Source organism: Streptomyces sp. AF1A, from assembly GCF_047340315.1.
In the GTDB taxonomy this organism is placed as follows: Bacteria; Actinomycetota; Actinomycetes; order Streptomycetales; family Streptomycetaceae; genus Streptomyces.
In genome coordinates this window covers 1-13,477 of record NZ_JBLEBI010000008.1, presented here as the reverse complement: position 1 = coordinate 13,477, position 13,477 = coordinate 1, and the positions used below count along the sequence as shown (strand labels likewise).

General features: G+C 71.4%; 13 protein-coding genes. 5 read left to right on the top strand and 8 right to left on the bottom strand.

Features of this window, described 5'->3' with window-relative positions:
* Window positions 1–103: 103 nt before the first annotated feature.
* The 5 genes from ACLU3S_RS04320 to ACLU3S_RS04300 all read left to right on the top strand — a co-directional run bounded on the left by ACLU3S_RS04320 (window position 104) and on the right by ACLU3S_RS04300 (window position 3,983).
* Window positions 104–1,069: an ABC transporter ATP-binding protein gene (locus ACLU3S_RS04320; protein ID WP_413950448.1), complete on the top strand. Its 966-nt coding sequence runs from the start codon at window positions 104–106 to the stop codon at window positions 1,067–1,069.
* Window positions 1,059–1,970: an ABC transporter permease subunit gene (locus ACLU3S_RS04315; RefSeq protein ID WP_413950371.1), complete on the top strand. Its 912-nt coding sequence runs from the start codon at window positions 1,059–1,061 to the stop codon at window positions 1,968–1,970. Before ACLU3S_RS04320 ends, ACLU3S_RS04315 begins: the two co-directional genes overlap by 11 nt.
* A gap of 49 nt (window positions 1,971–2,019) precedes the next feature.
* Entirely contained in the window at window positions 2,020–2,931 is a 912-nt protein-coding gene (locus tag ACLU3S_RS04310; protein WP_413950370.1) for an ABC transporter ATP-binding protein, read from the top strand.
* A 10-nt stretch (window positions 2,932–2,941) separates the two neighbouring features.
* Window positions 2,942–3,661 (top strand): ABC transporter permease subunit, encoded by a 720-nt coding sequence (locus tag ACLU3S_RS04305; protein WP_413950369.1) that lies wholly within the window; start codon window positions 2,942–2,944, stop codon window positions 3,659–3,661.
* 79 nt (window positions 3,662–3,740) lie between these two features.
* A complete protein-coding gene (locus ACLU3S_RS04300) occupies window positions 3,741–3,983 on the top strand; it encodes a hypothetical protein (protein ID WP_413950368.1) in 243 nt (80 codons plus the stop codon).
* A 489-nt stretch (window positions 3,984–4,472) separates the two neighbouring features.
* Here the strand turns inward: ACLU3S_RS04300 and ACLU3S_RS04295 are convergent, their stop codons facing one another.
* The 8 genes from ACLU3S_RS04295 to ACLU3S_RS04260 form a co-directional block, all read right to left on the bottom strand.
* Window positions 4,473–5,276: an HAD family hydrolase gene (locus ACLU3S_RS04295; protein WP_413950367.1), complete on the bottom strand. Its 804-nt coding sequence runs from the start codon at window positions 5,274–5,276 to the stop codon at window positions 4,473–4,475.
* On the bottom strand, window positions 5,273–6,550 hold the full coding sequence (gene serS / locus ACLU3S_RS04290; protein ID WP_413950366.1) for a serine--tRNA ligase: 1,278 nt from the start codon (window positions 6,548–6,550) through the stop codon (window positions 5,273–5,275). The genes ACLU3S_RS04295 and serS overlap by 4 nt, the downstream gene beginning before the upstream one ends.
* Before the next feature lie 530 nt (window positions 6,551–7,080).
* A complete protein-coding gene (gene pheA / locus ACLU3S_RS04285; protein WP_413950365.1) occupies window positions 7,081–8,013 on the bottom strand; it encodes a prephenate dehydratase in 933 nt (310 codons plus the stop codon).
* Window positions 8,014–8,131: 118 nt separating this feature from the next.
* Window positions 8,132–9,412 (bottom strand): iron uptake transporter deferrochelatase/peroxidase subunit, encoded by a 1,281-nt coding sequence (gene efeB / locus ACLU3S_RS04280; RefSeq protein WP_413950364.1) that lies wholly within the window; start codon window positions 9,410–9,412, stop codon window positions 8,132–8,134.
* An 8-nt stretch (window positions 9,413–9,420) separates the two neighbouring features.
* Window positions 9,421–11,313, bottom strand: coding sequence for a copper resistance CopC/CopD family protein (locus ACLU3S_RS04275; RefSeq protein WP_413950363.1), 1,893 nt, complete (start codon window positions 11,311–11,313; stop codon window positions 9,421–9,423).
* A 13-nt stretch (window positions 11,314–11,326) separates the two neighbouring features.
* Window positions 11,327–11,794 carry a copper chaperone PCu(A)C gene (locus tag ACLU3S_RS04270; RefSeq protein WP_413950362.1) on the bottom strand — a complete coding sequence of 156 codons (468 nt, stop codon included), beginning with the start codon at window positions 11,792–11,794 and terminating at the stop codon, window positions 11,327–11,329.
* Window positions 11,791–12,444, bottom strand: a complete 654-nt coding sequence (locus ACLU3S_RS04265; protein WP_413950361.1) for an SCO family protein — start codon at window positions 12,442–12,444, stop codon at window positions 11,791–11,793. Before ACLU3S_RS04265 ends, ACLU3S_RS04270 begins: the two co-directional genes overlap by 4 nt.
* Window positions 12,445–12,535: 91 nt before the next feature.
* A complete protein-coding gene (locus tag ACLU3S_RS04260; RefSeq protein ID WP_413950360.1) occupies window positions 12,536–13,288 on the bottom strand; it encodes a YcnI family protein in 753 nt (250 codons plus the stop codon).
* Window positions 13,289–13,477 lie beyond the last annotated feature (189 nt).

The window sequence follows — 13,477 nt, the reverse complement described above, 5'->3', positions numbered from 1 at the left end:
CAGGGCATCCCTTAGGGCCCCGTAATACCTGGGTCTGACGTGAAGACGGCTCTGAGGTCTGATGACCGGCGTGCTCGGCGTCACTACCGTCGGAGGCGTGACTGTGATCGCGACCGAAAGCCTGAGCAAGCGGTTCCCCCGGGTGACCGCGCTCGACCGGCTGTCCGTGGACATCGGGCCCGGTGTGACCGGACTCGTCGGAGCCAACGGCGCCGGCAAGTCCACCCTGATCAAGATCCTGCTGGGTCTGTCCCCCGCCACGGAGGGCCGCGCCGCCGTGCTCGGCCTGGATGTCGCCACCGACGGCGCCGCCATCCGCGAGCGCGTCGGCTACATGCCGGAGCACGACTGCCTGCCGCCCGACGTCTCGGCCACCGAGTTCGTCGTCCACATGGCGCGCATGTCCGGCCTGCCGCCGACCGCCGCGCGCGAGCGCACCGCGGACACCCTGCGCCACGTCGGGCTTTACGAGGAGCGCTACCGCCCCATCGGCGGCTACTCCACCGGTATGAAGCAGCGCGTGAAGCTCGCCCAGGCCCTGGTGCACGACCCGCAGTTGGTCTTTCTGGACGAGCCGACCAACGGCCTCGACCCGGTCGGCCGGGACGAGATGCTCGGCCTGATCCGCCGCGTCCACACCGACTTCGGCATCTCGGTCCTGGTCACCTCGCACCTGCTGGGCGAGCTGGAGCGCACCTGCGACCACGTCGTCATCATCGACGGCGGCAAGCTCCTGCGCGCCAGCTCCACCACCGACTTCACGCAGAGCACGACCACCCTCGCGATCGAGGTCACCGACAGCGACGCCCACCCCGACGGCACCGGCGCGGTCCGCGAGGCGCTCCGCGCGCGCGGGCTGGTCACGCAGAACGAGGGCGCGGGCCTGCCCGGCGCCGGGCACATCCTGCTGCTGACGGCCGAGGGGGAGCAGACGTACGACCTCGTCCGGGACGTGGTCGCCGACCTCGGACTCGGCCTGGTGCGCATGGAACAGCGCCGGCATCACATCTCCGAAGTGTTCACCGGCAGCGACGAGCAGCGGAAGGAGGCCGTCGGCCATGGCGGTTGAGCAGCCCACCCCGGCGATGGCCGGCGGCGACCAGACCCGCATCCACGACATCGGCTACCGCGGCTACGACGGTCCCCGCCTCGGCCGCGCCTACGCCCGCCGCTCGCTGTACTCGCAGTCCCTGCGCGGCTCCTACGGCCTCGGCCGTTCGGTGAAGTCCAAGGTGCTGCCGATGCTGCTGTTCGCGGTGATGTGTGTGCCCGCCGCCATCATCGTGGCCGTCGCGGTCGCCACCAAGGCGCACGAACTGCAGGTCTCCTACACGCGTTACGCGATCATGATGCAGGCCGTGATCAGCCTGTACGTCGCCGCGCAGGCACCCCAGTCGGTCTCGCGCGACCTGCGCTTCAAGACCGTCCCGCTGTACTTCTCACGGCCGATCGAGACCGCCGACTACGTGCGCGCCAAGTTCGCGGCGCTCGCCTCGGCGATCTTCATCCTCACCGCCGCGCCCCTGCTCGTGATGTACGTGGGCGCCCTGCTGTCCAAGCTGGGGTTCGCCCACCAGACGAAGGAATTCGCCGAGGGACTGGTCTCCGTGGCCCTGCTCTCACTCCTGTTCGCCGGCATCGCCCTGGTCGTCGCCGCCGTCACCCCGCGCCGCGGCTTCGGCATCGCGGCCGTGATCGCGGTGCTGATCATCTCCTACGGCGCGGTGTCCACCCTCCAGGCCATCGCCTACGCGCAGAACAACACCGGCGCCGTCCCGTGGATCGGCCTGTTCTCGCCGGTCACACTGATCGACGGCGTCCAGTCGGCCTTCCTGGGCGCGACCCCCCGCAACCCCGGAGCGGTCAGCCCGTCGACCGGGCAGGGCGTGGTCTACGTCCTCGTCGTCCTCGGCCTGATCGCCGCGAGCTACGGCCTGCTGATCCGCCGGTACAAGAAGGTGGGACTGTGACGCCCCACCCGTCGCCCACCATCACCCTTCCAAGGAATGGGCCGCGCCCATGAGCACTCTGTCCCTCGACCACGTCTCCCGCTGGTTCGGCAACGTGGTCGCCGTCAACGACATCACCATGACGATCGGCCCCGGCGTCACCGGTCTGCTCGGGCCCAACGGCGCGGGCAAGTCCACGCTGATCAACATGATGGGCGGCTTCCTCGCCCCCTCCACCGGTTCGGTCACCCTCGACGGGCAGCCGGTGTGGCGCAACGAGCAGATCTACCGGCACATCGGCATCGTCCCCGAGCGGGAGGCGATGTACGACTTCCTCACCGGCCGTGAATTCGTCGTGGCCAACGCCGAGTTGCACGGACTCGGCGCCAACGCCGCCCAACGCGCCCTCGCCACGGTCGAGATGGAGTACGCGCAGGACCGGAAGATCTCCACGTACTCCAAGGGCATGCGCCAGCGCGTGAAGATGGCGAGTGCCCTGGTGCACGACCCGTCGGTGCTGCTGCTCGACGAGCCGTTCAACGGCATGGACCCGCGCCAGCGCATGCACCTGATGGACCTGCTGCGCAGGATGGGCGACGAGGGGCGCACCGTGCTGTTCTCCTCGCACATCCTGGAGGAGGTCGAGCAGCTCGCACGGCACATCGAGGTCGTCGTCGCCGGACGGCACGCGGCCAGCGGCGACTTCCGCCGGATCCGCCGTCTGATGACCGACCGGCCGCACCGCTACCTGGTGCGCTCCAGCGACGACCGCGCCCTGGCGGCCGCGCTGATCGCCGACGCGTCGACCTCCGGCATCGAGGTCGACGTGACGGAGGGGGCGCTGCGCATCCAGGCGGTCGACTTCGGCCGCTTCACCACCCTGCTGCCGAAGGTCGCCCGCGACCACGGCATCCGGCTGCTCACGGTCTCGCCGTCGGACGAGTCCCTGGAGTCCGTCTTCTCGTACCTGGTCGCGGCGTAGGAGGCCGAAGATGTACGACCCCACCGTCGCCCGGCTCACCTACCGGGCCCTGCTCGGCCGTCGCCGGGCCCTCGTCCTCGGCGTGCTGCCGCTGCTGCTGATCGTGATCTCCATGGCCGTGCGCGGCCTGTCCGGGGCGGACGACCAGACGGCCGCCGACGTGCTCGGCGGGTTCGGGCTCGCCACGATGGTGCCGATCATCGGTGTCATCGCGGGCACGGGCGCGATCGGACCGGAGATCGACGACGGCTCCGTCGTCTACCTGCTGGCCAAGCCGCTGAAGCGACCGACGATCATCTTCACCAAGCTGATCGTGGCCATCGCCGCGACCATGGTGTTCTCGGCGGTGCCGACGATGGTCGCCGGCCTGATCCTGAACGGCAACGGCCAGCAGATCGCCGTCGCCTACACGGTCGCCGCGCTGGTCGCCTCCATCGCCTACTCGGCGCTCTTCCTGCTGCTGGGCACCGTCTCCCGGCACGCGGTGGTCTTCGGGCTCGTCTACGCGCTGGTCTGGGAGGCCCTGTTCGGCTCCCTGGTGCCCGGGGCGCGCACGCTCAGCGTCCAGCAGTGGTCGCTGGCCGTCGCCCACAAGGTGACCGGCGGGGACCTGGTGACCTCCGACGTGGGCCTGCCGACGGCCACGGTGCTGCTGGTGGCGGTCACCGTGCTGGCCACCTGGTACGCCGGGCAGAAGCTGCGGTCGCTGAAGCTCGCGGGCGAGGAGTAGGCCGCCGAATGGTTTGACGGGGATTTCATCTCTGCCGGGGCACACTGGGCAAATCGGTTGTACGGCGAGGAGGCCGCAGATGAGTGAGGAGCTGTCGCAGCACGGCGGGCGCGGGCGTTGCGACGACGACTCGTGGGACGGAACCGTCCTGGACGAGGCCTTCGTGCGCGCCGCCGAGACCTCCGAACCGTCCGCCCGGGCCCGGATGCTCGCCGCCCGCTGGCGGGCCGAGTCACCCGAGCCCCAGCCGTGGCGCTCCGACGAGCCGCCGGCGGGCTGGTTCTTCAGCAGGGGCCGGCGGCGCAGATGGCGCCGCCGGTAGGGGTGCTCTCCTTATTCGGTGGCGGCCACATCGGCTGCGGGGCAGAGTGGTTGTGCCCCATCCGCCGGGAACGTCCCGGCGTGGCGTGCCGGTTGCGGGACCGTCGGGGCGGCCGCTTCGAGCACGTGAGCGCTGCGCTTGCGTGGGCCGCCTCACCGGGCGCCGCCCGGCACAAGGGGCCCTGCGCTGGGGCGGGCGGGGAGAGCTGCGCGACGCGGCGCCACAAGGTGCCGCCGCGCCCACCCGTGCCGCCCCAGCGGCACGACTGCCTGCGGCGCTTGAGCGGGCGGCGACTCCCCCTCGGGGCACGCGACGGCCACCCCTCGCGGCGCGGAAACCGTGCGATCAGGTACAGCGGGCTGCCGCCCGGCGACGGACCGCACGTGCCCAACGGCGCACCGCACAGCCGACGGTGCGCATCCCCGCGGCGGCGGCTCAGTGGGCCCGGCACCCGGCGACGGACCGCACGTGCCCAACGGCGCACATCCCCTACGCCAGCAGTCTTTCCAGTACCACCGCGATGCCGTCCTCCTCGTTGGAGGTCGTCACCTCGTCGGCCACCGCGCGGAGTTCCTCGTGCGCGTTGGCCATGGCCACGCCGCGGGAGGCCCAGGCGAACATGGGGATGTCGTTGGGCATGTCGCCGAAGGCGATCGTGTCGGTGGCCTTCAGACCGAGGCGGCGAGCGGCGAGCGAGAGTCCCGTGGCCTTGGACAGGCCGAGCGGGAGGAGTTCCACGATGCCCTCGCCCGCCATGGCGACGCCGACGAAACCGCCGGCCGCCTGCCGGGCGGCGTCCGCCAACTCGTCGTCACCCAGCGTCGGATGCTGTATGTAGATCTTGCCCAGCGGGGCGGCCCACAGATCGGACGCGTCCGTGAAGGGTGTGGCGGGGAGCGTGCCGGTGACCGCGTAGCCGGGGCCCACCAGCACCTCGCCGTCGAGACCGTCCCGGCTGGCGGCCAGGTGCAGCGGACCCACCTCGGCCTCGATCTTGGCCAGGGCCACCCCCGCCAGCTGCCGGTCCAGGGTGACCGAGGTCAGCAGGCGGTGCGTCCCGGCGTCGTAGACCTGGGCGCCCTGGCCGCAGACGGCGAGGCCGTCGTAGCCGAGGTCGTCCAGGATGTGCCGGGTCCAGGGGACCGCGCGGCCGGTGACGACGATGTGGGCCGCGCCCGCCGCGGTGGCCGCGGCGAGCGCGTCACGGGTGCGCTGTGAGATCGACTCGTCGGAGCGCAGCAGCGTTCCGTCGAGGTCGGTGGCGATCAGTCGGTACGGGAATCCGGCGCTCACCTGGCGACCGGCTCCAGAACCTCCCGGCCGCCCAGGTAAGGGCGCAGCACCTCGGGGACCCGGACGGAGCCGTCGGCCTGCTGGTGGTTCTCCAGGATCGCCACGATCGTGCGCGGGACGGCGCACAGCGTGCCGTTGAGGGTGGCGAGCGGCTTGACCTGCTTGCCGTCGCGGACGCGGATCGACAGGCGGCGGGACTGGAACTCGGTGCAGTCCGAGGTCGAGGTCAGCTCGCGGTACTTGCCCTGGGTCGGGATCCACGCCTCGCAGTCGAACTTGCGGGCGGCCGAGGCGCCGAGGTCACCGGAGGCGACGTCGATGACGCGGAACGGCAGCTCCAGCGAGGTCAGCCACTGCTTCTCCCACTCCAGCAGCCGCTGGTGCTCGGCCTGGGAGTCCTCGGGCGCGACGTACGAGAACATCTCGACCTTGTCGAACTGGTGCACGCGGAAGATGCCCCGCGTGTCCTTGCCGTGCGAGCCGGCCTCGCGGCGGAAGCAGGGCGAGAAGCCCGCGTAGCGCAGCGGCAGCCGGTCGGCGTCGAGGATCTCGTCCATGTGGTAAGCGGCCAGGGGCACCTCGGAGGTGCCGACCAGGTACAGGTCGTCCTTGTCCAGGTGGTAGACGTCCTGGGCGGCCTGGCCGAGGAAGCCGGTGCCGGCCATGGACTGCGGGCGGACCAGCGCCGGGGTCAGCATCGGCGTGAAGCCGGCCGCGGTGGCCTGGGCCATCGCCGCGTTCACCAGCGCCAGCTCCAGCAGCGCGCCGACGCCGGTGAGGAAGTAGAAGCGCGAGCCGGAGACCTTGGCCCCGCGCTCGACGTCGATCGCGCCGAGCAGCTGGCCCAGCTCCAGGTGGTCCCTGGGCTCGAAGCCCTCGGCGCCGAAGTCGCGGATCGTGCCGTGCGTCTCCAGCGTGACGAAGTCCTCCTCGCCGCCGACGGGCACGTCGGGGTGGACGAGGTTGCCGAGCCGGAGCAGCAGCTCCTGGGTCTCGGCGTCGGCCGCGTCCCGGTCGGCGTCGGCGGCCTTGACGTCGGCCTTCAGCTGCTCGGCGCGCTTGAGCAGCTCGGCCTTCTCGTCCGCGGTGGCCTTGGGGATCAGCTTGCCGAGCTGCTTCTGCTCGGCGCGCAGCTCGTCGAAGCGGACGCCGGAGGACCTGCGCCGCTCGTCGGCAGACAGGAGAGCGTCGACGAGCGCGACGTCCTCTCCACGGGCGCGCTGGGACGCGCGCACACGGTCGGGGTCCTCACGGAGCAGGCGAAGGTCAATCACGAGGCTAAGGCTACCGGTGCCGGGTTGCCGCTCACGAATCACTATTCCGGCGCGTTCCGATGTGCGGCTTACGTTCCGTTATGCGGTAATTGCCGAACGTGTCAAGGAAAAGTGTCTCACTCCCTGGGACGGGGCACGTCACGGATGCCCGGTTGACCGGATTTCCTTGCGGAGAACGGGACTTGGCGGGCCGGTTGTCCACAGGAATCCACATCCGCGGAAAAGTTATCCACAGGCTGTGTGGATGGACTGTGGATGTCGGAATTGATCACTCCGGAACCGTCGAGCGGACTGAAGAATTCCACGGTCGCGGCGGAGCGACACCCACTTTCGGGTGGAAAGTGGTCCCCTCAAAAGATGAACCAAAGGAAACGGGTGGACGAAGGGTGACTCGGGGGGTGGTTGCCCCGTCTGGGAGCTGTAGGGCGATTTGTCGACTGAGTCGCCTTTCGCTGTCGACTTGTCCCCAGGTCGAGAAGGGCACCTGTGGATAACGTCTGTGGATAACGACGATATGCAGGTAGGACTGGCTAGAACCGGCCGTCCTGACAGCGCGCCACCCAGTCCGCGGCCGCCATGAACTCCTCGTCCGACGTCCCCTCCCGTGCCGGGCCGGCCGCGTCCGGCCGGATGTCGGCCCGCGGATACGAGCCGAGGAAACGCACCTGGAGACAGATCCGTTTCAGGCCCATCAGCGCCTCCGCCATCCGCCGGTCGGAGATGTGCCCCTCGGCGTCGATGCAGAAGCAGTAATTGCCGATGCCGGCGCCGGTCGGCCGGGACTGCAGCAGCATCAGGTTGATGCCACGCGAGGCGAACTCGCCCAGCAGGTCGCGCAGGCCGCCGGGGTGGTCGTCGCGCTGCCAGAGCACCACCGAGGTCTTGTCGGCCCCGGTCGGCGCGGCGGGCCGGGCCGGGCGGCCGACCAGCACGAACCGGGTCTGTGCGTTCTCGGCGTCGTGGATGCCGGTCTCCAGGGCCTGGAGGCCGTACCGGGCGGCGGCGAACTCGCCGGCGAAGGCGGCGTCGTACCGGCCCTCCTGGACCAGCCGGGCGGCGTCCGCGTTGGAGGCGGCCGACTCCCAGGTGGCGTCCGGGAGGTTGGCCCGCAGCCAGTTGCGCACCTGCGGCTGGGCCGCGGGGTGGGCTGAGACCGTCTTCACGTCCGCGAGCTTCGTACCGGGGCGGACCAGCAGCGCGAAGGTGATGGACAGCAACACCTCGCGGTAGATCATCAGCGGCTCGCCCGCGACCAGTTCGTCCAGGGTGGTGGTGATGCCGCCCTCGACCGAGTTCTCGATCGGCACGAACGCCGCCTCGGCCTCGCCGGAGCGCACGGCGTCCAGCGCGGACTGCACCGACACGTACGGGACCAGCTCCCGCGTGGCCGTCTCCGGCAGCGTGCGCAGGGCCACCTCGGTGAAGGTGCCCTCGGGGCCGAGATACGCATAGCTCGCTGGCATGTTCTCACCCTAATGGCCGCTCGAGGCGGCAGCTCACGTGTCTCACGACAACCACCCGACCGGGTGGTTTCAACGGCATCCGGTCCTCGGATCATCCCCTCGAGGCGAACGGCCCCGATCAGCCCTCCAGCAGCCGCTGCCCCACGTACTCACCCGCGGCCGCCCCGCCCGGCACCGCGAACAGCGCGCTCGCCTCGTGCCGGATGTACTGCGACAGCGCGTCGCCGCGGTCGAGCTTGCGCTGCACCGGGACGAAGCCACGCAAGGGGTCGGCCTGCCAGCAGACGAAGAGCAGACCGGCGTCCGGCGCGCCGTCCGCGTCGAAGCCGTCGTGGTAGGAGAACGGGCGCCGCAGCATGGCCGCGCCGCCGTTCTGGTCGGGCCGGGTGATCCGGGCGTGCGCGTTGATCGGGACGACCGGGTCGCCCTTGGCGTCGGTCTTCTCCAGGTCCATCGCGGTCGTCTCGTCGCCCCCGGACAGCGGCGCCCCGTTGTCCTTGCGGCGCCCGATGACCTGCTCCTGGGCGGACAGGGACAGCTTCTCCCAGTCGTCCAGCAGCATGCGGATGCGGCGGACGACGGCGTAGGAGCCGTTCGCCATCCACGCGGGCTCCGCCGAGGCGGGCACGAAGATGCGCCGGTCGAAGTCGGCGTCGGTGGGCTTGGGATTGCGGGTGCCGTCGAGCTGGCCCATGAGGTTGCGGGCCGTCATCGGGCGGGCGGTGGCTCCCGGGGTGCGGTTGAAGCCGTTCATCTGCCAGCGGACGCGGGCCGCGCCATCCGCGTCCTTCTGGATCGCACGCAGGGCGTGGAAGGCGACCAGGCCGTCGTTCGCACCGATCTGGACCCACAGGTCGCCGTCGCTGCGCGCCTTGTCCAGGTGGTCGGAGGAGAAGTCCGGCAGCGGGTCCAGCGCGGCCGGCCGCTGCTTCTGGAGGCCGGTGCGGTCGAAGAAGGAGTGGCCGAAGCCGAAGGTGATCGTCAGCGAGGAGGGGCCCGCGTCCCGGGCCACGTCGGTGTCGCCGTGCGGAGCGGCCTCGCCCGCCATCAGCCGCTCGGCCGTCGTCGACCAGCGGCGCAGCAGGGCCGCGGCCTGCCTGCGGCCCGCGCCCGCCACCAGGTCGAAGGCGACGAGATGGCCGCAGGCCTGGAGCCCGTCGGTGATGCCCGGCTGATGTTTCCCGTGAAACATCGCCCGGTCGGATCCCACCGAGGTCAGTGGGGTGGCCGCGGCGGGCGCGGCGGCGTAGCCGACGGCCCCGCCGGCCGCGCCGAGCACGAGCCCGGTGGCGCCCGCGGTGCCGAGCAGGGCGCGGCGGGAGATGCCGCCCGCCCCGGACGGCGGCTCGGGCGTCGTTGCCTCGGGGGTGCGGGCGTGCGGAATGGACTGCTCGGGCATGGTGTGGTTCAGCCGATCTGCGCGTTCTTGGAGACGGTCACCTGGTCGATGTCGGAGGTGCGCACGGTGACGGCGATCTTCCAGTCGCCGGCCATAGGGATCTGCACCGCGTTCGCCGACCAGTGGCCGGTGGTGACGTGTTCGGGGGTGACGGCAAGCGGGCCGATCTTCTTCGCCTGCAGGGTGAGGTCGACCTTCACCTCGGGAATGTCGACGGCCTTGCCGTCCGGACCCTGGACGAAGACATGCATCTCGTTGGTGCCCACGCGCGCGGGGTCGAGGTCGATGCTGACGACACCCTTGCCGTGGGCGCCACCGGTGTCGAAGGGCATGTCCAGGGTGAGCGCGCCGTTCGAGGGCGCGGTGGCGGATCCGGTGGCGGAGGTGGCGGCCTTGGCCTCCAGCTCGGTGCGGCCCGGTTCGGTCTGCGTCAGCGCGGTGGTGACGGCGAGCAGCACGACCGCGACTCCGGCCTCGGCGAGCACCGAGCGGCGCAGCCCGAAGCGGCCCGCGTCGGCGTCCCGCAACCGCTTCTGCCGGGCGGCGTCCATGGCCGCGCGCTGCCGGGCGAGCTGGGCGGCCCGCTCGGAGTCGCCCGTGGCCGTGTCCCTGGCGGCCGCCTTGGACGCCGGTACCTTCCTGGGCGCCTCGGCCCCGCCCGAGGCGGCGGGGTCCGCGAGCCGTCCGGTCCAGCGCCGGGACACCGAGGCGATGCCGACCATCACCGCGACCAGCCCGATCTTGACCAGCAGCAGCTGCCCGTAGCGGGTGTCGGTGAAGGCCGACCAGGAGCCGAGCTGGCGCCAGGACTGGTAGACGCCCGTCGCGACGAGCGCGAGGACCGCGCCGAAGGCCAGCTGGGAGAAGCGGCGGACGGCGGTGACCTCCACCGGGGTCTCGGCGGGTGCCCGGTACAGGGCGACGAGCAGGGCCGCGAGTCCGCCCAGCCAGACGGCGACGGCCAGCAGGTGGACGACGTCGACGGGCATGGCGATCTCCGGCTGGAGCCCGACCGAGGCGTGCTCGGCCATCGCCCAGCTGGCCGCGAGCCCGGCCGCGACGACCACGCCGCCGACCGCGAGCCCGAAGCTCAGGTCCCGCTTCTCCTCGCCCTCCTCCCGCCGGTTGTAGGCGCCGAAGAGGACGGCGATGAACAGCGCGGCGGCGGCGAGCAGCAGCAGCCGGGAGACCAGCGCGGCACCCGTCTTGGTCTGCAGCACCTGGCCGAGCAGCGCCAGGTCGAAGACGTCGGCGAACTTCCCGGAGGTGGTGTACGAGCCGCGCAGGAGCAGCAGCCACAGGGTGGCCGCGGTGAGCGCCAGCCAGCCGCCGACGACCAGCCGCTGCAGGGCCCGTACGCCCGCGCCGCGCCGCCAGCAGGCGAGCACGAAGGCCGCGCCGCCCGCGAGGACGATGAATCCGGCGTACGACACGTACCGCCCAGCCTCGTACAGCAGGCCCACGACCCCGCCGCCCGCGGTGGGCCCGGTGCCGGAGACGACGGTCTGCGAGGGCGCCCCGACGGAGAAGGTGTAGGCGCCGGAGACCGGGTGGCTGTCGGCCGAGACGACCTGGTACGTGACCGTGTAGGTGCCCTTGCCGAGCCCGCTGTTGAGCTGCACGGCGTACGTCGTCCCGCTCACGTTGGCGGGCTTGCCGGTCTGGACGGGCTTGCCGCGGGGGTCGAGGACGCGCAGCGAGTCGTCGTTCATCGCCACCTTCTCGGAGAAGGTGAGCGACACCTGGGTGGGCGCCTGCTTGACCACCACCCCCTGGGCGGGGTCGCTGCCGGTCAGCGCCGCGTGTGCGGAGGCCGGTGCGGCGCCCGCCAGCAGAGCGCCGGTGACGGCGAGGATCAGCAGCACCAGGGTCCGCAGGCGGGGGGTGATGGTCCGGGTCACGGTGGTCCCTCCCTCAGTGGCCGGTCGACTGGTTGGCCGACGGGTTGTACGTGGCGGACCTCACCGGCATCTCGACGGTGAGGGGCCCGGACTTCGCGAAGGTGAGCTTCACGGTGACCTTCTGACCCTGCTCCGGCTTGCGCTTCAGCTTTTCGAACATCAGATGGTTGCCACCGCTTTTGAACACCAGTTGACCATGGGCGGGTATGACGAAGGAGGACTTCTCCTCCATGGCGCCGCCGACGGTGCTGTGCATGGTGACCTGGCCGGCGACGCTGCTGGTGACCGACGTCAGCCGGTCCTGCGCGCCGCCCTTGTTGGTGATCGTCAGAAAGCCGGCGGCGATGTCGGCGCTGACCGGCTGGGGCATGTAGGAGGAGCCGACGGACAGGTCCGGCCTGCCGGATCCGGATCCGGAGCAGCCCGCAAGGGCGAGGGCGCCGGCGAGCGCGCCCGCGGTCAGGACGGCGCGGCGCCTCACGGGGTCTCCCCCTTCACGATCTTGGGCAGGTCTTTGGTGTAGTCGTCAACCGTGGCGTCCTCCTTGTAGAAGAGGTAGCCCTTGTCGTTCTTCGGCGAGAAGGCGAAGACCTGGGTGCCGTGCACGGAGACGAGTTTGCCGTTCTTGTCCTTCGTCGTCGGCTCCACCGAGATGCCGAGCGAGCGGGCGCCTGCCTGGATGCTGGCGAAGTTCCCGGTCAGGCCGATGAACTGCGGGTCGATGCCCTTGAGCCACTTGCCCAGCTCGGCGGGGGTGTCGCGGCCGGGGTCGGTGGTGACGAACACGACCCTGAGGTCGTTCTGCTCGGCCTTGGGCAGCGCCTTCTTGGCGACGGCGATGTTGCTCATCGTCGTCGGGCAGATGTCGGGGCAGTGCGTGTAGCCGAAGTAGATCAGGGTGGGGTGGCCCTGCGTCTCCTTGCGGAGGTCGTACTTCTTGCCGTGCGTGTCGGTGAGGACCAGGTCCGGCTTGGCGAAGGGCTGGTCGAGCACGACGGCGGCCTTGCCCGAGTCGGACGCCCCCGAGACCATGCTGACCGGCGGCCGGTCGTCGTTCCCGCTGCCGCAGGCGGACAGGGCCAGGGTGGCGGCGGCGAGCAGCGCGGCCGTGGCGAAGATCTTCTTGCGCATAGAAAAATGTCCCAGATGTGAGAACTCCGGCGCGCACCGGGGTCGTACGAGAGCCTCGCACGCCCCGGTGCGCGGTGCGGAACGGTGGGGCTCAGACGGTGCGGCGGCGGCCCGCGAGGACGCCGTAGGCCACGCCGGCGGCGCCGACGACGATGCCCGCCGCGCCGAGCACGCGCGCGGTGGTGTCGGTGCCGGAGGGGCCGGAGTCCTCGGCGGCGGTCGCGGTCCGCGCCGTGTCGGAGGCGTCCTTGGCGTCGGCCGCGGCGTGGCCGCCGCCGGGTGCGGCGGACAGCTGCAGCACGGGCGCCGGGTTCTCCGGCTCGTCCTGGCCGGTCTGCGGCACCTCGATCCAGCGCACGACCTCCTTGTCGGAGTACGTCTGGATCGCCTTGAACACGAGCTGGTCGGTGTTGTCGGGCAGGGCGCCGACGGACAGCGGGAACTTCTGGAAGTACCCGGGCGCGATGCCCTTGCCGTCGTCGGCGGTCCAGGTGACCTTGGTGACCGCCTCGTCGATCACCTTGCCGTGCACGGTCAGCGGCTTGGCCGGCCTGGCCTTGGTGACCTGCACGGACCAGCCGGGGACGGGCTCGGCCATGACGGAGGCCAGCGGGTGGTCGGCCGGGAGGTTCACCTCGAGCCTGGTGGTCGAGGCGTCGTCGCGCTCGTTGGGGACCTTGAAGTCGACCACGGCGTAGCCGCCCTGGGCCGCGGCGCCCTCGGGCTGCACGGTGACGTGGGCGAAGGCGGGGGCGGACAGGGCGAGGACGGCCGTGCCCGCGACGGCGGCGGCCGTGATCACCCGGGTGGCCGCACGGCGCGAGGCGATGCGAGAAAGCTGCATGGCAGAAGCACTCCACTGTGAGAGTTCCGGTGAACGAGAGGTACGCGGGCGCGTGGCCGTGCCGTTCGTCCGGTCACGGAGCGCACGCGCGCGTGCCGCGCGACGGCGGCCTCTGCACACCGGGGTGGAGTGGTCGCGTCGCGTCAGGCGGCGAGGACGAGGGCGGCCGGCGGGCCGCGCCGGATCACC

Bases quoted from the DNA above. Each gene is read 5' to 3' on its own strand.
- ACLU3S_RS04300 (WP_413950368.1), top strand. From the start codon at position 3,741: ATGAGTGAGGAGCTGTCGCAGCACGGCGGGCGCGGGCGTTGCGACGAC.
- ACLU3S_RS04315 (WP_413950371.1), top strand. From the start codon at position 1,059: ATGGCGGTTGAGCAGCCCACCCCGGCGATGGCCGGCGGCGACCAGACC.
- ACLU3S_RS04265 (WP_413950361.1), bottom strand. From the start codon at position 12,444: ATGCGCAAGAAGATCTTCGCCACGGCCGCGCTGCTCGCCGCCGCCACC.
- ACLU3S_RS04310 (WP_413950370.1), top strand. From the start codon at position 2,020: ATGAGCACTCTGTCCCTCGACCACGTCTCCCGCTGGTTCGGCAACGTG.
- ACLU3S_RS04305 (WP_413950369.1), top strand. From the start codon at position 2,942: ATGTACGACCCCACCGTCGCCCGGCTCACCTACCGGGCCCTGCTCGGC.
- efeB (WP_413950364.1), bottom strand. From the start codon at position 9,412: ATGCCCGAGCAGTCCATTCCGCACGCCCGCACCCCCGAGGCAACGACG.
- pheA (WP_413950365.1), bottom strand. From the start codon at position 8,013: ATGCCAGCGAGCTATGCGTATCTCGGCCCCGAGGGCACCTTCACCGAG.
- ACLU3S_RS04260 (WP_413950360.1), bottom strand. From the start codon at position 13,288: ATGCAGCTTTCTCGCATCGCCTCGCGCCGTGCGGCCACCCGGGTGATC.